The sequence below is a fragment of the Mesorhizobium sp. WSM4849 genome, from assembly GCF_055811385.1.
Window position 1 is genome coordinate 1 of record NZ_JBVVPW010000032.1, and the last position, 15,733, is coordinate 15,733.

14 protein-coding genes, 1 tRNA gene and 2 pseudogenes are annotated in these 15,733 nt (G+C 62.2%); 11 read left to right on the top strand and 6 right to left on the bottom strand.

Annotation, left to right across the window (positions count from 1 at the left end; all coding sequences use genetic code 11):
* A pseudogene (locus AC0L3L_RS28335) lies at positions 1-89 on the top strand (endonuclease/exonuclease/phosphatase family protein); the annotation flags it as partial.
* An 829-nt stretch (positions 90-918) separates the two neighbouring features.
* Here AC0L3L_RS28335 and AC0L3L_RS28340 read toward each other — a convergent pair.
* A tRNA-Ser gene (locus AC0L3L_RS28340) sits at positions 919-1,008 on the bottom strand.
* A gap of 404 nt (positions 1,009-1,412) precedes the next feature.
* On the opposite strand from AC0L3L_RS28340, the gene AC0L3L_RS28345 reads away from it, so the two are divergent.
* The 8 genes from AC0L3L_RS28345 (at position 1,413) to AC0L3L_RS28380 (ending at position 9,448) form a co-directional block, all read left to right on the top strand.
* The gene (locus AC0L3L_RS28345) at positions 1,413-2,642 is read left to right on the top strand and encodes a septal ring lytic transglycosylase RlpA family protein (protein WP_473640272.1); all 1,230 of its coding nucleotides are present in this window, start codon (positions 1,413-1,415) and stop codon (positions 2,640-2,642) included.
* Positions 2,643-2,756: 114 nt separating this feature from the next.
* Positions 2,757-3,923, top strand: coding sequence for a D-alanyl-D-alanine carboxypeptidase family protein (locus tag AC0L3L_RS28350; protein ID WP_473640273.1), 1,167 nt, complete (start codon positions 2,757-2,759; stop codon positions 3,921-3,923).
* Positions 3,924-3,987: 64 nt separating this feature from the next.
* Positions 3,988-4,659: a dTMP kinase gene (gene tmk, locus AC0L3L_RS28355; protein ID WP_473640275.1), complete on the top strand. Its 672-nt coding sequence runs from the start codon at positions 3,988-3,990 to the stop codon at positions 4,657-4,659.
* Complete coding sequence (locus tag AC0L3L_RS28360; protein ID WP_473640277.1) at positions 4,656-5,711, top strand: DNA polymerase III subunit delta'; 1,056 nt, start codon at positions 4,656-4,658, stop codon at positions 5,709-5,711. The genes tmk and AC0L3L_RS28360 overlap by 4 nt, the downstream gene beginning before the upstream one ends.
* Before the next feature lie 81 nt (positions 5,712-5,792).
* The gene (gene metG / locus AC0L3L_RS28365; RefSeq protein WP_473640278.1) at positions 5,793-7,346 is read left to right on the top strand and encodes a methionine--tRNA ligase; all 1,554 of its coding nucleotides are present in this window, start codon (positions 5,793-5,795) and stop codon (positions 7,344-7,346) included.
* Positions 7,346-8,140 (top strand): TatD family hydrolase, encoded by a 795-nt coding sequence (locus tag AC0L3L_RS28370; RefSeq protein ID WP_473640280.1) that lies wholly within the window; start codon positions 7,346-7,348, stop codon positions 8,138-8,140. Before metG ends, AC0L3L_RS28370 begins: the two co-directional genes overlap by 1 nt.
* Positions 8,141-8,143: 3 nt before the next feature.
* Positions 8,144-8,962: an MBL fold metallo-hydrolase gene (locus AC0L3L_RS28375; protein ID WP_473487474.1), complete on the top strand. Its 819-nt coding sequence runs from the start codon at positions 8,144-8,146 to the stop codon at positions 8,960-8,962.
* 15 nt (positions 8,963-8,977) lie between these two features.
* On the top strand, positions 8,978-9,448 hold the full coding sequence (locus tag AC0L3L_RS28380; protein ID WP_473640282.1) for a YbaK/EbsC family protein: 471 nt from the start codon (positions 8,978-8,980) through the stop codon (positions 9,446-9,448).
* A 58-nt stretch (positions 9,449-9,506) separates the two neighbouring features.
* Here AC0L3L_RS28380 and AC0L3L_RS28385 read toward each other — a convergent pair whose 3' ends face one another.
* Positions 9,507-10,160: a TetR/AcrR family transcriptional regulator gene (locus AC0L3L_RS28385; protein WP_473487472.1), complete on the bottom strand. Its 654-nt coding sequence runs from the start codon at positions 10,158-10,160 to the stop codon at positions 9,507-9,509.
* A 245-nt stretch (positions 10,161-10,405) separates the two neighbouring features.
* Here AC0L3L_RS28385 and AC0L3L_RS28390 point away from each other — a divergent pair, with 245 nt between their 5' ends.
* Complete coding sequence (locus AC0L3L_RS28390) at positions 10,406-11,353, top strand: homocysteine S-methyltransferase family protein (RefSeq protein ID WP_473487471.1); 948 nt, start codon at positions 10,406-10,408, stop codon at positions 11,351-11,353.
* A 126-nt stretch (positions 11,354-11,479) separates the two neighbouring features.
* Here the strand turns inward: AC0L3L_RS28390 and AC0L3L_RS28395 are convergent, their stop codons facing one another.
* The 4 genes from AC0L3L_RS28395 to AC0L3L_RS28410 form a co-directional block, all read right to left on the bottom strand.
* Entirely contained in the window at positions 11,480-12,076 is a 597-nt protein-coding gene (locus AC0L3L_RS28395) for a DUF2076 domain-containing protein (RefSeq protein ID WP_473640284.1), read from the bottom strand.
* A 123-nt stretch (positions 12,077-12,199) separates the two neighbouring features.
* Positions 12,200-12,916 carry a Bax inhibitor-1/YccA family protein gene (locus tag AC0L3L_RS28400; protein WP_135936572.1) on the bottom strand — a complete coding sequence of 239 codons (717 nt, stop codon included), beginning with the start codon at positions 12,914-12,916 and terminating at the stop codon, positions 12,200-12,202.
* A gap of 21 nt (positions 12,917-12,937) precedes the next feature.
* Positions 12,938-13,711: an anti-sigma factor family protein gene (locus tag AC0L3L_RS28405; protein WP_473640365.1), complete on the bottom strand. Its 774-nt coding sequence runs from the start codon at positions 13,709-13,711 to the stop codon at positions 12,938-12,940.
* A gap of 8 nt (positions 13,712-13,719) precedes the next feature.
* Positions 13,720-14,238, bottom strand: coding sequence for a sigma-70 family RNA polymerase sigma factor (locus tag AC0L3L_RS28410; protein ID WP_473527936.1), 519 nt, complete (start codon positions 14,236-14,238; stop codon positions 13,720-13,722).
* A 350-nt stretch (positions 14,239-14,588) separates the two neighbouring features.
* On the opposite strand from AC0L3L_RS28410, the pseudogene AC0L3L_RS28415 reads away from it, so the two are divergent.
* Positions 14,589-15,722: pseudogene (locus tag AC0L3L_RS28415) on the top strand (OpgC family protein); the annotation flags it as partial.
* Between the last annotated feature and the right edge of the window lie 11 nt (positions 15,723-15,733).

The following is a 15,733-nucleotide window of genomic DNA, read 5'->3' on the forward strand; positions in this document are numbered from 1 at the left end:
GAATGATCTCAACCGTCGAAGCCCATGACACGCCGCTTTCGCGGGTCGCCTCCGATCATCTACCGCTTATAGGATTCATTCGCCTATGATGTAGCTGCCCAGCCCCATGGATGGAGATCGGTTCAAAGGGAAGTTCTAGTCTAGACTAGCGGAGCGGGGGCGGCCCAGCGGCTTTGTTGCGGGGGGAGGCCGCTGGGCCTGACCAGCGAGCCTTCGGGGGGCGTGCTCACGTGGCTGGTGAATACGTGAATTAAAGCTAATGCAATCGAAACATGCGAACGAAGTACGTGTCGGTAATTCCGCTGCGCAGAAGCCATAAGGTGCCCCGCAATGGGTCAATAAGTCTGGCACGGCAGTTGCTTGGTCAGGTATGGGGGAAACGGGGCGGAGGCCCGTCGCTTCGCAAATGTAGCGGCGGGTCTTCTGCATAGAGGTCGCGTCCCAGCCTACGCGCTGCCGTCTCGCTTTCCTCATCAATCGTTCGGACTGGCAGATAGGCGTTGGTTTCCAGCCACTCGCGCGGCACGATCTGAATGAGGTCCGACCGGCCAATTTTCATTTCGGCCGCGATGGAGTTTAGAGCGTCCTCCGTCGCGGGCTCCAGCGGCACGCCGGCAACGTTTCTGAGCATCAATGCGTGCGGCGCAGGATGATCTGCAGTTCCGCCCCGCGACATAGCTGCGATCGGTCGGCGGCGCTTTCAAGCTCTCCCGCAAAAGACAGGCGGTCATTCAGAGGGCCGAATGATCAGTGGCGGTGCAGCGCAAATTGCGACAATGCGGACCATCAAAGGCCAAGCACGGTTGTTAGCGGCGTTGATTTGGGCCTTCATCGTTTGTGGACGTTAGGAACGGAGTTAGGAACTAGCCTTGATAAAAATGGAAAAGGTAACTTAAATCAGACACATAGCTTAATATCTGGCGGAGGGAGTGGGATTCGAACCCACGGTGGGCTTGCACCCACGCCGGTTTTCAAGACCGGTGCCTTAAACCGCTCGGCCATCCCTCCATCGTGATTTTTCAATCACTTGGATGCTCGTCCTGATCTCAACTCATACCTGTCGGCACTGCTGCGCCACCCGGAGATCGTTGGCGCTTCATTGCTCTAGTGCGCCCGACGAAGTCCTGTCAACCAGCCGTTGCCTGTTCCTGCCATGGGCGTTTGACGGCGGAACTGAACCACGTCGAACATCGCTGCGCCGAAGATTGAAAAGCGGTGGTTTTTCACAACAATCGCCGGGACGGTTTGCGCCACAATCTCGCCCGGTTCCGACCACAATCGGTTAATACGGTGATAAACAATTCCTGTGCACAAGGGATTGCGAATCAAGGTGGCGCTGGCATTTGTCGAGTGGGTTTTGGCCTGCCGACGGTCAAGTTGCGGTGCCTTTGTTGAGAGGGGACAACCAAAAAATGCAAAGCACGGCGCGCCCGCGTCTTCGTCGCGCTTCCGCTTTCGCGTTGTTTGCCCTGTCGGCTGCCTTGCTGGCGGCTTGCGCCGCGCCGCCACAGCCAAAGGCGATGGTCAACAAGAAACCCCGCTCCAAGGAATATTTTTCCGAATCCGAATACGGCGTGAAGGCCAGCCCGCGCGTCACCTTCAAGATGTCGGGCCTGCAGCGTGGCGGCGGACGCGACCAGCTCGGCAAGCCCTATCAGGTGCGCGGCAAGTGGTATTATCCGAAGGAAGACAAGCGCTATGCCAAGATGGGTCTCGCCTCCTGGTATGGCGAAGCCTTCCACGGCAGGCTGACCGCTAACGGCGAAGTCTACGACATGACACATCTGACCGGCGCGCATCCGACAATGCCGCTGCCGAGCTATGCGCGCGTCACCAATCTGAAGACCGGCAGCTCGGTCATCGTGCGCGTCAACGATCGCGGCCCTTACCATGACGGCCGCATCATCGATGTGTCGAAGCGCGCCGCCGAAATGCTCGACTATGCCAATATCGGCACGGCCAAGGTGAAGGTCGAATATGTCGGCCGGGCGCCGCTTGACGGCAATGACGATCGGTACCTGATGGCCTCCTATAATCCAGGCAACAGAGTGCCGGATCCGTCGGACGGCTTGCCCACCGGTGTCATGATCGCCATGGATGGACCATCGCCGAGTACGGCGTTGGTCGCCGCCGCTCCATTTCCCGGCCAGTTGACGAATTCCGCATCGGCGCAGCCTGTCATTGCCGCGCAGGCGCCGGCCTCCGGCAATGTGACGCTGCCCGATTTCGGGCCGATCGTGCCGGAACGCCCGCAGATCAATCTGCCGGCGCAATCGCCGTTCGGCGTAGCGGCGCTGTCTTACGCGGACGAACGCGTGCAGCGCGCCTCCAATGTCTTTGCCGCGCTGGATGGCGCCGGCATGTCGCCTGCCGAAATCCTTCGATCGTGGAAGCGGCAAGCTCCTCCGGCCGCTTCGCCCACGGACTATATCGCGGCTGGCTCGTTCGAGGATGCCGCCGAGGCGCAGCGTGTGGCAGCCCGGCTTTCCAGCTTCGGCAAGACCGAAATCCAGCGCTCCGAATTCGAGGGCAAGGACTGGTATTCGGTCAACCTCTATCCGGACGGCCATGGCAGCCTGGACGAGATGCTGCAGGCGGCATGGTCGCATGGCGCACCGGACGCGCTCGTGGTTCGGAACTGACCGGCAAAACCTGAAGTTTTGCCCTGTTGTCCATCGCGCGGTTGATCGGCCGGGACAAAGCCTGATAGCTTGTAGAGCTTGCCCAGAAATACCGGCTGACAGGTCGAACCTCCCATGAAATCTCGCTTCGCCGCGCCTCTCGCCGGGCTTTTGGGTTTTGGCCTCCTGCTGCTTTCGCTGGCTCCGGCCGCGGCGCAGCTTTTCGAGACCAAGGCCGCGCAGGCCTTCATGATCGATGCCGAAACCGGAACGGTGCTGTTTTCCAAGGATGCCGACAGGCCGATTCAGCCGGCGTCGCTGGCCAAGCTGGTGACGATGGAGGTGGTGTTCAACGCCATCAAATCGGGGCGCGTGACGCTCGACGACACATTCGTGGTGAGTGAGAACGCATGGCGCACCGGCGGCGCGCCATCCGGGACGTCGACAATGTTTGCCAAGCTGAAGTCAACGATCCGGCTTGAAGACCTGATCCAGGGCGTGACGGTTCAGGCCGCCAATGACGGCTGCATCATCATCGCCGAAGGTTTTGCGGGATCGGAGGCGAATTTCGCGACTGAGATGACCGAGCGCGCAAGGCAGATTGGCCTCGAAAAATCGACATTCGTCAATGCAACCGGTCTGCCGGCCGACGGCCAGCAGACGACGGTTCGAGAACTTGCGCTTCTGGCCCTGCATATCTGGCGCGAGTACCCGGACCTCTATCGCTACTACGGCCAGAAGGATTTCACCTGGAACAAGATCACCCAGAGGAACCGCAACCCGCTGCTGGCGATGGATATCGGCGCCGACGGCCTGGCGATCGGCAGGAGCGATGCATCCGGCTTTGGCATCGTCGGCTCGGTCAGCCATGGTGGCAGGCGGGTCATTGCGGCGATGAGCGGCCTGGCAAGCGACCGCGAGCGCGCCGAAGAAGCGCGAAAGCTGCTCGACTGGGGCCTTCGTTCCTTTGAGAAAACCGAGATTTTCGCCAAGGACGAGGTGATCGGCGAGGCTCAGGTTTTCGGCGGTGCGAAATCCGGCGTGGCGCTGAAGGCAAAAGCGCCCGTGGTCATCTTCCTGCCCATCGCCAACCGCGACAAGCTGACCGCCAAGATCGTCTATGACGGGCCGGTTGCAGCTCCCGTGGAGGAGGGACAACCAGTGGGTGCGCTGCAGGTCTGGATCGGTGATACGCTGAGCCAGGAGACGCCGCTTTTCGCGGCCGAATCGGTTGGCGTCGGCACGCTGCCGCAACGCGCGCTCGACGCCGCCAAGGAACTGGCGGTCGGCTGGCTGCGTTAACATCAGTGGCGTGGACCTTTTCTCAAGTCAGGACTATTACGGTCCCGCAGCATGGTAAAAGGCTTTGGTGAGCGGATTCTTCATCACCTTCGAAGGCGGAGAAGGGGCAGGCAAGTCGACGCAGATCGAGCGGCTGGCCAGTAAGATGCGCGCCAAGAAATACGATGTCCTTGTCACGCGTGAACCGGGTGGCTCGCCGGGCGCAGAGGCGGTCCGGCATGTTCTGCTTTCCGGGGCTGCCGAGCCATTCGGCCCCCGGATGGAGGCGCTGCTTTTCGCCGCCGCGCGTTCCGACCATGTCGAGCAGGTCATCCGGCCGGCGATCGAACGCGGCTCGATCGTGCTTTGTGATCGCTTCATGGACTCCTCGCGCGTCTACCAGGGCGTCACCGGCGGCCTCGACCCGGCGTTCATGGGCGCGCTGGAAAGGGTCGCCATCAATGGCATGGTGCCCGACATGACGCTGATCTTCGATATCGACCCGGCCGAAGGACTGCGGCGCGCTACGGCACGACGGGGCGCCGATGCCGGCGCCGACCGCTTCGAAAAGGAAACGCTTGATATCCACCAGCGCCGCCGCGAAGCCTTTCTGGCAATCGCTGCGGCAGAACCCGAGCGCTGCATCGTCGTCGATGCGTCCGCTGACCCCGACACGGTGGAGAATGTCGTCGCCGGCGCCGTGTTCGCGGCGCTGGAGACGATGACGCCGGCGCACAGGAAGCAGGCGCCGGGATGATTTTCGAACGGATCGCACCAGAGCAGCACGACACGCTGGACGGCGTCCCGGAGCCATCCGAGACGCCGCGTCTGGTCGGGCATGGCCAGGCGGCGAACATGCTCGCCACCGCCTATCGCTCCGGGAAGCTGCCGCATGCGCTGATCTTTGTCGGACCGGTCGGCATTGGCAAGGCGACGCTCGCCTTTCACCTGGCGTATCATCTGTTGAAGCATCCGGCGTTCGAACAGGCGCCGGAGGTCCTTGCCGTTCCCGATCCGGCGTCATCGCTGTTTCGCCAGATCGCCACCGGCGCGCATCCCTCGGTGCTGCATCTGACCCGCCCGCCGAACGACAAGACGAAGAGTTTTAAGACGGTCGTCACCGTCGACGAGATCCGCAAGGTCAGCCGCTTCCTGTCGCTGACCTCGCATGACGGCAGCTACCGGGTGGTGATCGTCGATCCGGCCGACGACATGAATACCAATGCCGCCAACGCTTTGTTGAAGAATCTTGAAGAACCACCGGCACGCACACTGTTCATCCTCATTGTCCATGCACCGGGCAGCCTTCTGCCGACGATCCGCTCGCGCTGCCAGATGGTGCGGCTGACTCCGCTCGATGCCGAGAGCCTGATGACGGTTCTGGAGAGCGTCGAACCACCGCCACCGAACGATCCCGCGGCGCGCGCAGCACTGGCCAAGCGGGCAGGGGGCAGCGCGCGCACCGCAATCCTGTTGACGCAGTATGGCGGGCTGGAAATCGCCGAAACGCTCGACGCTCTGGCGACAGCGGGAAAGAGCGATGTTGCCGGCGCCTATCGCCTCGCGGAGGCGGTCGCCGGGCGCGACCGGGCCATCCAGTTCGATATCTTCAATCGCCGTGCGCTCGACCTGCTCTCGACCGGTGCAAGCCAGGCCGCGCTGGCGGGCGATCTGGCGCGGGCCAAAACGCTGTCGGATACTTGGCACGAGGCTTTGAACGCTATATCTGAGACCGACACCTACAATCTCGACAAGAAGCAGCACGCCTTGACCATGATCGACCGCCTGAATTCTGCAATGCGAATGTGACGGCCCATCGGGATGGCAATCGCCGTTTCGATACGATATCTCACCGGCATCTTTCATTCAGACATTCATGACGGCTCATCCATGGCACGCGAAAAATACTACCTCACGACGCCGATTTTCTATCCGAACGGCAAGCCGCATATCGGTCATGCCTACAATGTCATCGCCAGCGACACGCTGGCCCGCTTCCAGCGGCTCGACGGCAAGGACGTCTTCTTCGTCTCGGGAACCGACGAGCACGGTTTGAAGATGCAGCAGACGGCGGACGCCGAAGGCCTGACGCCAAAAGCGCTTGCCGATCGCAATTCGGCGATCTTCCGCTCGATGCTTGAAGCGACCGGCTGTTCGAACGACGTTTTCATCCGCACCACCGAGGAGCGCCACTACAAGGCGTGCCAGGCGATCTGGACGCGCATGGCGGAAAATGGCGACATTTACCTCGACCGCTATAGCGGCTGGTATTCGGTGCGGCAGGAAGCCTATTTCGACGAGGCCGAAACCAAGGTCGGCGACGACGGCATACGTCGCGAACCGCTCGGCTCGCCCGTCGAGTGGACCGAGGAAGAGAGCTATTTCTTCCGCCTTTCCGCCTATCAGGACAGGCTGCTCGCGCTCTATGAGAGCAGCCCCGAATTTGTCGGACCGGCGGAGCGGCGCAACGAAATCGTCAGCTTCGTCAAATCCGGGCTGAAGGACCTGTCGATCTCGCGCACCACGTTCAAATGGGGTGTGCCGGTGCCGGGCGACGACAAGCATGTGATGTACGTCTGGGTCGATGCACTGACCAACTACATCACGGCTGCCGGTTATCCGGATGCGGCCGATGACAGATGGTCCTTCTGGCCGGCGAACGTCCACGTCATCGGCAAGGACATCGTCCGCTTCCATGCCGTCTACTGGCCGGCCTTCCTGCTGTCGGCAGGGATCGAACTGCCGAAGCGCGTATTCGCGCATGGCTTTCTGTTCAACCGCGGCGAGAAGATGTCGAAGTCGGTCGGCAATGTCGTCGATCCGTTTGCGATGATCGAGCATTATGGTCTCGATCAGGTACGCTATTTCTTCATGCGCGAGGTGCCGTTCGGCCAGGACGGCAGCTATAGCCACGAGGCCATCGTCAACCGCACCAATGCCGACCTCGCCAATGGCCTTGGCAATCTGGCGCAGCGCTCGCTGTCGATGATCGCCAAGAACTGCGGCGGCGTAGTGCCGAAACGCAGCGATCTGGCGGAGGTCGACAGGGCGATCCTCGACCAGGCGGTGGAGGCGCTTGCTACTGCACGCAAGGTGATGGCGGAGCAGGGCATCCACCTAGCGCTGGCGGCGATCTTCGGCGTCGTGGCGGAGGCCGATCGCTACTTCGCCTCGCAGGAACCCTGGGCGCTCAGAAAGACCGATCCGGCGCGCATGGAAACGGTGCTGTGGACGACCGCGGAAGTCGTCCGACGCGTGGCGCTGCTGTGCCAGCCCTTCATTCCGGGATCGGCCGCTAAGCTGCTCGACCTGCTGGCCGTACCGGCGGACAGCCGCGATTTCGTACATGTCCACGCGGACCATGCGCTGGTATCAGGGGTTGCTTTGCCCGCGCCGGAGGGCGTGTTTCCGCGTTACGTCGAGCAGCCGGACGCGAACATCTGATGTTGGTGGACAGTCACTGCCATCTCGACTTTCCGGACTTCGCAGAGGAGCGGGCGGCCGTCGTCGCCCGCGCTTTAGCCGCCGGAATCGGCCGCATGGTGACGATCTCGACGCGTGTGAAGCGGTTCCAGCAAGTGCTTGAGATCGCTGAGTCTTTCGACGAGGTTTACTGCTCGGTCGGCACCCATCCGCACAACGCTGCCGAGGAGCTGGACGTGACTGTCGAGGCGCTTGTCCGGCTGTCCGCTCATCCCAAAGTGGTGGCGATCGGCGAGGCCGGGCTCGACTATTTCTACGATCATGCGCCGCGCGATGCGCAGGCGCAGGGCTTTCGCACGCACATCGCCGCAGCGCGCGAGACGGGCCTGCCTCTGGTCATCCATGCGCGCGACGCCGACAGCGACATGGCTGATATCCTCGAGGACGAAACAGGGAAGGGCGCCTTCCCCTTCGTCCTGCACTGTTTTTCGTCCGGGCGCAGGTTGGCCGAAGTCGGGGTGGGGCTCGGCGGCTTTGTTTCCTTTTCCGGCATCGTGACTTTCAAGAATTCGACCGAGCTGCGCGCCATCGCCGCCGATGTGCCACACGACCGCCTGCTGGTCGAAACCGACGCGCCCTACCTCGCGCCGATACCGTTTCGCGGCAAGCGCAACGAGCCTGCCTATGTCGCGCATACGGCCAAGGTGCTGGCCGAAACGATCGGCGTCAGCGAGGCCGAAATCGCCGCCGTCACCACCGACAATTTCTTCCGGCTGTTCAGCAAGATGCCGCGCCCGACCGCGGTGAGCGCCTGACGCATGAGCGACCGGCTGCGCCTCACCATACTCGGCTGCGGCTCATCGCCGGGCACGCCGCGCATCACCGGCGACTGGGGCAATTGCGATCCGGCCAATCCGAGGAACCGGCGCATGCGCAACGCAGCGCTCATCGAGCGGATCGCGGCAAACGGCGACAGGACCACAGTCGTCATCGATACCGGACCGGATTTTCGCGCGCAGATGCTGCTGGCATCGGTCAGGCGCATCGATGCGGTCGTCTATACGCATCCGCATGCCGACCATATCCACGGTATTGACGATTTGCGCGGCTTCGTGCTCGAGCAGCGTCATCGCATCGATATCCACGCCGACCAGCCCACCATGCTGCGGTTGCGGCAGGCGTTCGCCTACTGTTTTGAAACACCGCAAGGTAGTTCCTATCCGCCTATCGTAGAGCCTCATATCATCGACCACGCCAGGCCGGTGGTGATCGAAGGCGAGGGGGGTACCCTCGCCCTCGAGCCGCTGCCGCAGATCCATGGCGATATCATATCGCTTGGTTTTCGCATCGGCGGGCTCGCCTATTGCCCCGATGTCAGTGATTTCCCCGACGCCACCGCCGAACGGCTGCGCGACCTGGACGTGCTGGTCATCGACGCGCTGCAGTACAGGACACATCCGAGCCATCTGTCGCTCGGCCAAGCACTCGGCTGGATCGAAAAACTGACGCCGAAAAAGGCCGTTCTGACGCACATGCATGTGCCGCTCGACTACGCTGCGGTGATGGCCGAGACGCCGGTCGATGTCGAGCCGGCCTATGACGGCATGACGATCGAAATCCCTTATGAATCTGCATGATAGGTTCGGTTCTTCATGGCTGGAAGCATTGATCGTGTGACCAGGGCAGCGGCCGATGCCGGCCTCGAGATCGAAATCACGCGCATGGGTGCCTCGACACGCACCGCCGAGGAAGCCGCCGCGCAATGCGACTGCACAGTCGCCCAGATCGTCAAATCCTTGGTGTTCCAGGGGGAAACCAGCGGAAAGCTGTTTCTCTTCCTGGTTTCCGGCTCCAATCAGCTCGATCTGGCCAGGGCTGCCGCACTGACCGGCGAGCCGCTGAAGCGCGCCGACCCGCGGCAGATCCGCGACGAGACCGGCTTTGCAATCGGCGGCGTAGCCCCGATCGGCCATCTGATTGCAATCCCGGCGTTCGCCGACGAAACGCTGCTCGGTTTCGATCGCGTTTGGGCAGCGGCCGGCGCGCACGACGCGGTGTTCGCCGCCGAGCCACACGCAATGGTCAGGGCAGCGCAGGCTGTCGTAGCGACGCTGGCAGTCTGAATCGATCGCGCCTGATATCGCAGCCTCGGGGCTGCAGCGAGCGCCGCCCGGCGCACTCCTATTCGGCGGCGATGGCGGTGGGCGGCAGCATGACGTCAGGCGCCGCCGGCGCGAACAACATCTTTACGACGTTGCGGAAGGCGAGGATCTGGCGTTCGAGGACACGCGGGTCGCCGAGCCCCCGCGACATGATGATGCCGCCATCGATCACACAGGAGAACATGATGGCCACGTCTTCGAGGTCCATGCCTTTGCGGGCAGGATAAACGGCCGCGATCTCGTTCAGCGCATCGCGAAACCGCCCGTTCCAGGAGCGTACGGCGGCGGCGGCGATGTCGCGAACGGTGCGGTCGAAGAGGCGCTCCTGATAGGTGAACGTCGCGATCAGGCAGCCGGGGTGGCCGTTCGGCAGATCACCCATCAACTCGGCAAGCAGCTTGAGCGTGATCAGGAACGACTGCAACGGATCATCGGACAATTGCCGGCCGCGGTGAAACACATCATCGAAGATGCGGTCGTTCTCCTCGACGTAGCGCAGCATCAAGGCGCGGGCGAGTTCGTTCTTGTCCTTGAAATGATAGAAGAAGCCGCTCTTGGTGATGCCGGCTTCGGCAATCACCTCCTCGATGGAAGTCGCGCCGAACCCCTTGGCGAGCACCGAGGCCTCGGCGATCTCCAGAATGCGTTCGCGCGTTTCCGCACCCTTGCGCATGACCGAATGCCCTCAAATCCACTGTACCGGCGGTATGGTTTTCACACCCACCAGCATCGGCACCGATAGCAATACGACCGGCCCGGCGCGGCTATCCGTCTGTAATTACTGCGGTTCCCGCTTCAGGTGGAGTACCGGACCACAAGCCTTCTATCGCACCGGCGGCACGCGCTGCTAAAACTTGGCTATTCCGAACCGGCCGCCACCAGGGGCAGCACGGTGTCATCTTACCACTGGAGACAAACATGGCCAAGTACCGCCAGAATCTGCCGCAACTCGCCAACAGAACATTCCTGAGCGATGGCGGCATGGAAACGACTTTCATCTTTCACGAAGGCCTCGACCTTCCGCACTTTGCTTCATTCACGCTGATGGCAACGCCTGAAGGCCGGCAGAAGCTGAGGGAATATTACGTCCGTTATCTGACCATTGCGCGCAGAAGCGGGACCGGCTTCATCCTCGACACGCCGACGTGGCGAGCCAACCCCGATTGGGGAACCTTGCTCGGCTACGGGCCGAAAGCGTTGCGGGCCGTCAACGAGAGCTCGATCGAGCTTCTTCTCGACCTGCGCAATGAGTTCGAGACCGCCGAAACGCCGTGCGTCGTCAGCGGCGCGATCGGGCCGCGCGGCGACGGCTACAAAGCCGGCAAGATGGACGCCAACGAGGCGGAAGCCTATCACGCGCCGCAGATCGAGAGTTTCGCGCGGACCGAGGCCGACATGGTTGCGGCCTATACGCTCACCAATTTCCACGAGGCAATCGGCGTGGCGCGGGCGGCCAAGGCGCATGCCATGCCGTGCATGATCTCGTTCACGGTGGAAACGGACGGCAAGCTGGTGACCGGCATGGCGCTCGGCGAGGCGATCGACAGGGTCGACGACGCGACAGACGGTGCGCCGGCCTACTATATGATCAACTGCGCCCATCCAACGCATTTCATGCAGGCGCTGAACAAGCGCGAGCGCTGGCTCGATCGCGTCTATGGCGTGAAGGCGAATGCTTCGGCCAAAAGCCATGCCGAACTGGACGAATCGGAGACGCTCGACGCGGGCGACCCGGACGATCTCGGGCGGCGCTACAGCAGGCTGACAGCCTCGTTTCCGACGATGCGCATCCTGGGCGGCTGCTGCGGCACTGACCACCGGCACATCGCGGCGATCTGCGAAGCCTGCGTGCCGCAAGCGGCGTAGGAGCCTGTGTGCGTCCCAGGAGACGCTACGCTATCAACCGCAATTCCGCTTAGTTCCAAGGAACAAGGAGCTGCGGTTGGGCCGAATGCATGCAATCAAAACCGCATCTCAGTTCCATAATCTATCTTATGCGACTTCCGGATAGGTGGCCAGATGCAGTCGCGGCTGATGACCGCCCGGCTCGCCGCCTAGCAAGCAGTGCATATGCTGGACCGAGCCCTGCCTTGTGACCATGAACTGGCAAATGCCAAGCTGATCAACGTCGAGTACGCCTTGGATCCGGCTGCTAACGGTCGACCTGTTCGGCTGCCTGCGCTTCGCTTCCGCCAAACATGCCTGGCGGGCTCCGGCGAGGAGACCGCCTGCCCTCTGCCGATCATCGCCCGAAAGCGGCTCCTGCGGCGCGGTGGCAGCGGTGCGCCCGACCCGCGGGACAGAACCCGCGCGCCTGGCGCCGCGGCTGCCAAAGAGGCCGCCAAGCAATCCGCCGCCGGCAGACTGCTGTGCCTGTTGCTCCAGTTCTTCGATGCGGGACTGCGCCGCGTTCAGCGCCTGTTCCTGCACAACGATCGTCTGCGCCATGTCGTATGGCGCGCCGGGCTGCCGGGCAATCTGATCGTTGATGAAGCGTTCCGCTTCGGCATCGCGCGGCGGCGTCTGCCGCTCGACGTTCGCAAGTTTCTCGAAAAGGTTGCCGATCGCCTGCTGGTCGTTCCTGTCCATGGGAAGCACTCCGACATCCAGGCGCGCCGCGTTCCAAGAGATTTTCGCGACGCGCTTCAAGTTTCTGTTTATGCATGTCGCGTCCCCAAAAACGCTGCCGCGACATGCATTGATTTGACGCGGCTATTCGCGCTCGCCGGTGAAGTTCAGCAGCAGCTGGAAGATGTTGATGAAGTTCAGATAGAGCGAGAATGCACCGAACACGGCGAGCTTCTGCTGCGATTCCGCACCGAAGTTTTCCGCAAACTGCTCCTTGATCGTCTGGGTATCCCAGGCGGTGAGACCAATGAACACGGCGATGCCGATCACCGAGATGGCGAACTGGAGCGCAGTCGAGCCGAGGAAGATATTGACGATGCTGGCGATCACCACGCCGATCAGACCCATGATCAGGAAGGACGAGAACTGGGTCAGGTCGCGTTTGGTCGTGTAGCCGTAAAGGCTGGTTGCGCCGAACATGGTGGCGGCGATGAAGAAGGTGCGCGCGATGCTGGTCCCGGTGAACACCAGGAACACGGAAGCCAGCGACAGGCCCATGACCGCACAGAATGCCCAGAACATCGCCTGAGCGCCGGCCGCGGACATCGTTTGTATCCGGAACGAGAACAGCAGCACGAAGGCGAGCGGTGCCAGCATCACCACCCACTTCAACGGGCTGGAAAAGATCGGCACGTAGAGGGCTGGCGTGGAAGCCACCACGAAGGCGATCACGCCGGTAACGACGAGGCCAACGCCCATATAATTGTAGACGCGCAGCATGTGCTGGCGCAGGCCCTCGTCGTAGACGGCGCCGGTTTGGACTCCGACGCCGGTGCGGTATCCTAGATTGGGGGTGTTCATGCCGGTTCTCCTTTGTGAGGGTCAGTAAAGCGTGTTGGCGAGCGTTTCTGCGGTGCGATCGAGATCGCGGACACCGCTTCGGGCGACGACTGCGTAAGCAACTTCGCCGATCTGGAAATAGGCCGAGGAAATTTCGCCCGAGGGGGCGACGGTCGGCTGGACCACGTCGAACGTTCCGGGCCTGATCGCGAACAGTGAGACCAGCCCCAGGTCCCCTGTTTCGACAGCCATCTCGACGCTCGGGCCGAACTGCGACGGATAGATCTGCACGTCACGCACCTTCCAGTCCTTCGGCAGCGACGGCATGACGATCGCCGTGGCGGCGCGGATTTCGTCCGCATCGTAGTTCGGCGCTTCGGGCTGGGATGACATGGCCTCGCGCATGATCGTCGTCCTGTGTGCCCGGATCGCTTCCTCCAGATAGACAGGCGGCTGGGTCGAGGCGACGACTTTCGTCACCGATATCGGCCCGACGATCCCGTTCGCCAACCAGCCCGCAGCCACCAGTACTGCGACCGCCGCAGCCCGCTGCGCCGTGCGTAAGGCGCCCCCCCGGGCCAGTCCCCGCTCCAGCCGCCGTGCCGCATCGGCCGTTGCCGGCCGCGCCATGCCCTTGGATCCGGCAAGCGCCACGCGCAGTTCGTCGCGCGTCCTGAGGTCGGACATCACGCGAGCGGCCGCCTCCGGACGGGCGGAAAGAAACGCCTCGACCTCGATGCGGCGGGCAACGTCCAGCTGGTCGTCGACATAGGCGTCGAGGTCGGCATCGGTCACCGGGTTGCGCAGTTCGCTCATCATGGACATCACGGGCCTCCCACGATCTTGAGGTGGCTTTTCGCATGTGCCGGCAATTTGTCCTCCATCTCGCGGAGCGCTGCGCGCGCCCTGCCGATGCGCGACATCAGCGTTCCCAGCGGTACGCCGCTGGCCTCGGCCGCCTGGGTGTAGGTAAGTCCCTCGATTGCGACGAGATGCAGCGCCGAACGCTGCTCATCCGGCAATTTGAAAAAAGCTTCGCGCACCTGTGCCAGGCGGACGGAATGCTCCTGGGGAGCCTGCATGCTGGCGTCGGCAAGATATCCGGCCTGCTCGACGCGCACCGCTTCGGATTTGCGGGACCGCAAGCCGTCAATGAAAGCGTTGTGGACGATCGACAGCAGCCATGCGCGCAGGTTACCGCCGGATCGAAAGGTGCCGCGCCGCTCATAGGCACGCACCAGCGCGTCATGCACCAGATCCTCTGCTTCTGCGCTGTCGCGCGCCAGCGAACGCGCGTAGCGCCGCAGGGAACCAAGCTGTCCTATGATATCGAAGCGTGGCATCGACCCTCTCACGTCCTGTTTACGGAGCATGGCAGGTTTTAATCCCGCTCTTTGAGTTTTTTGCGATCCGGGAAGGTCAGGCATCACCGGTACAACGCCACCATCGCGCGTACGGCTTGTTTGTCCGCGAACGAGCAGTCCTCCCCTCAGCCGCCACAATTCGGAGCGCGGTTTTAGCGCACCGGGGATTTCGATGTTTATCCCTGAATTAATTTGTGACGCGGAAAATCGCGAAGGTGTCATCTTTCTCGGGGCACGTGCGAGTTATAGGCAGGAAACATTCACCGCCGAATCTTCGCTTCGCCGACGGCCCTTTGGGCCCGCTTTGTTCAACGAATTATCGACCCGACATGACAAGCAATGTGCCAACCCAGCGGGATACCCGCATCGATGTCTTCCGCGCGCTAGCGCTACTGACGATCTTCGTCAACCATGTGCCGGGGACGATCTTCGAGTATTTCACGCATAAGAATTTCGGCTTTTCCGATTCGGCCGAAGCCTTCGTGCTGATTTCAGGGATTGCCGTTGGGCTCGCCTACGGACTGAAGTTCCAGCCGGGGAACCGGTTGCTCATCACCCTGAAGGCCTGGCGGCGTGCCGGTGTCCTCTATGTCACCCACGTCATGACCACTGTCGCGACGCTGGCGATCTTCTCGGCGGCTGCATTGCATTTTTCGCGGCCCGACCTTTTGAAGCTGATCAATATCCAGATGATCATCGAGGACACGCCGGAAGCGCTGCTCGGCATCGCGGCGCTCGGGCATCAGATCGGCTATAACAACATTCTTTCCATGTATGCCGTCGTACTTCTGATGATGCCGCTTTTCTTGTGGATCGGCACTTTCAGCCTGCGCCTTATGCTTGCTGCGTCCGCTCTCCTCTGGCTCATCGTCGGAATTTTCCAGATCGCGCCTTCGAATTTTCCCGGCGACGGCTTCTGGTTCCTGAACCCGCTCTCCTGGCAGTTTCTTTTCGTCATCGGGATCGCCGGCATGCTGCATGTCAAGCGCGGCGGCGAAATCCGCTTCAACTGGATGATGGCGAGCGCGGCTGTCGGGTATCTGGTCGGTGCGCTGATTTGGGTGCGGCTGCCGCTGTGGGGCATCGAGACGGCCTCCGGCCTGCCTACCGTGCTGACCGGCTTCGACAAGACGTTCCTGTCGCTGTCGCGCCTCATGCACATTTTGGCGATCGCCTATCTCATCGTGGCAATCCCGGCGCTTTCCAACCTGGCGAGGACCAGGCCCGGACACCCGCTCGCGGTTCTCGGTAAGCATTCGCTGCCGGTCTTCATCGCCGGAACGATCTTCGCCATGATCGCGCAGGTCATGAAGGTCGTCAGCCCAGGCGGGCTCCTCTACGACGCAATCCTGATCTCGACAGGCATCGCGCTGCAATTCGGCTTCGCCTATTACCTCGAATGGTTGCCGCGGATCGGTTGGGGCGGCAAGAAACAGCAACCTGTCGCCGCCTTGCCGTCGGCCGCCCTCAAGCT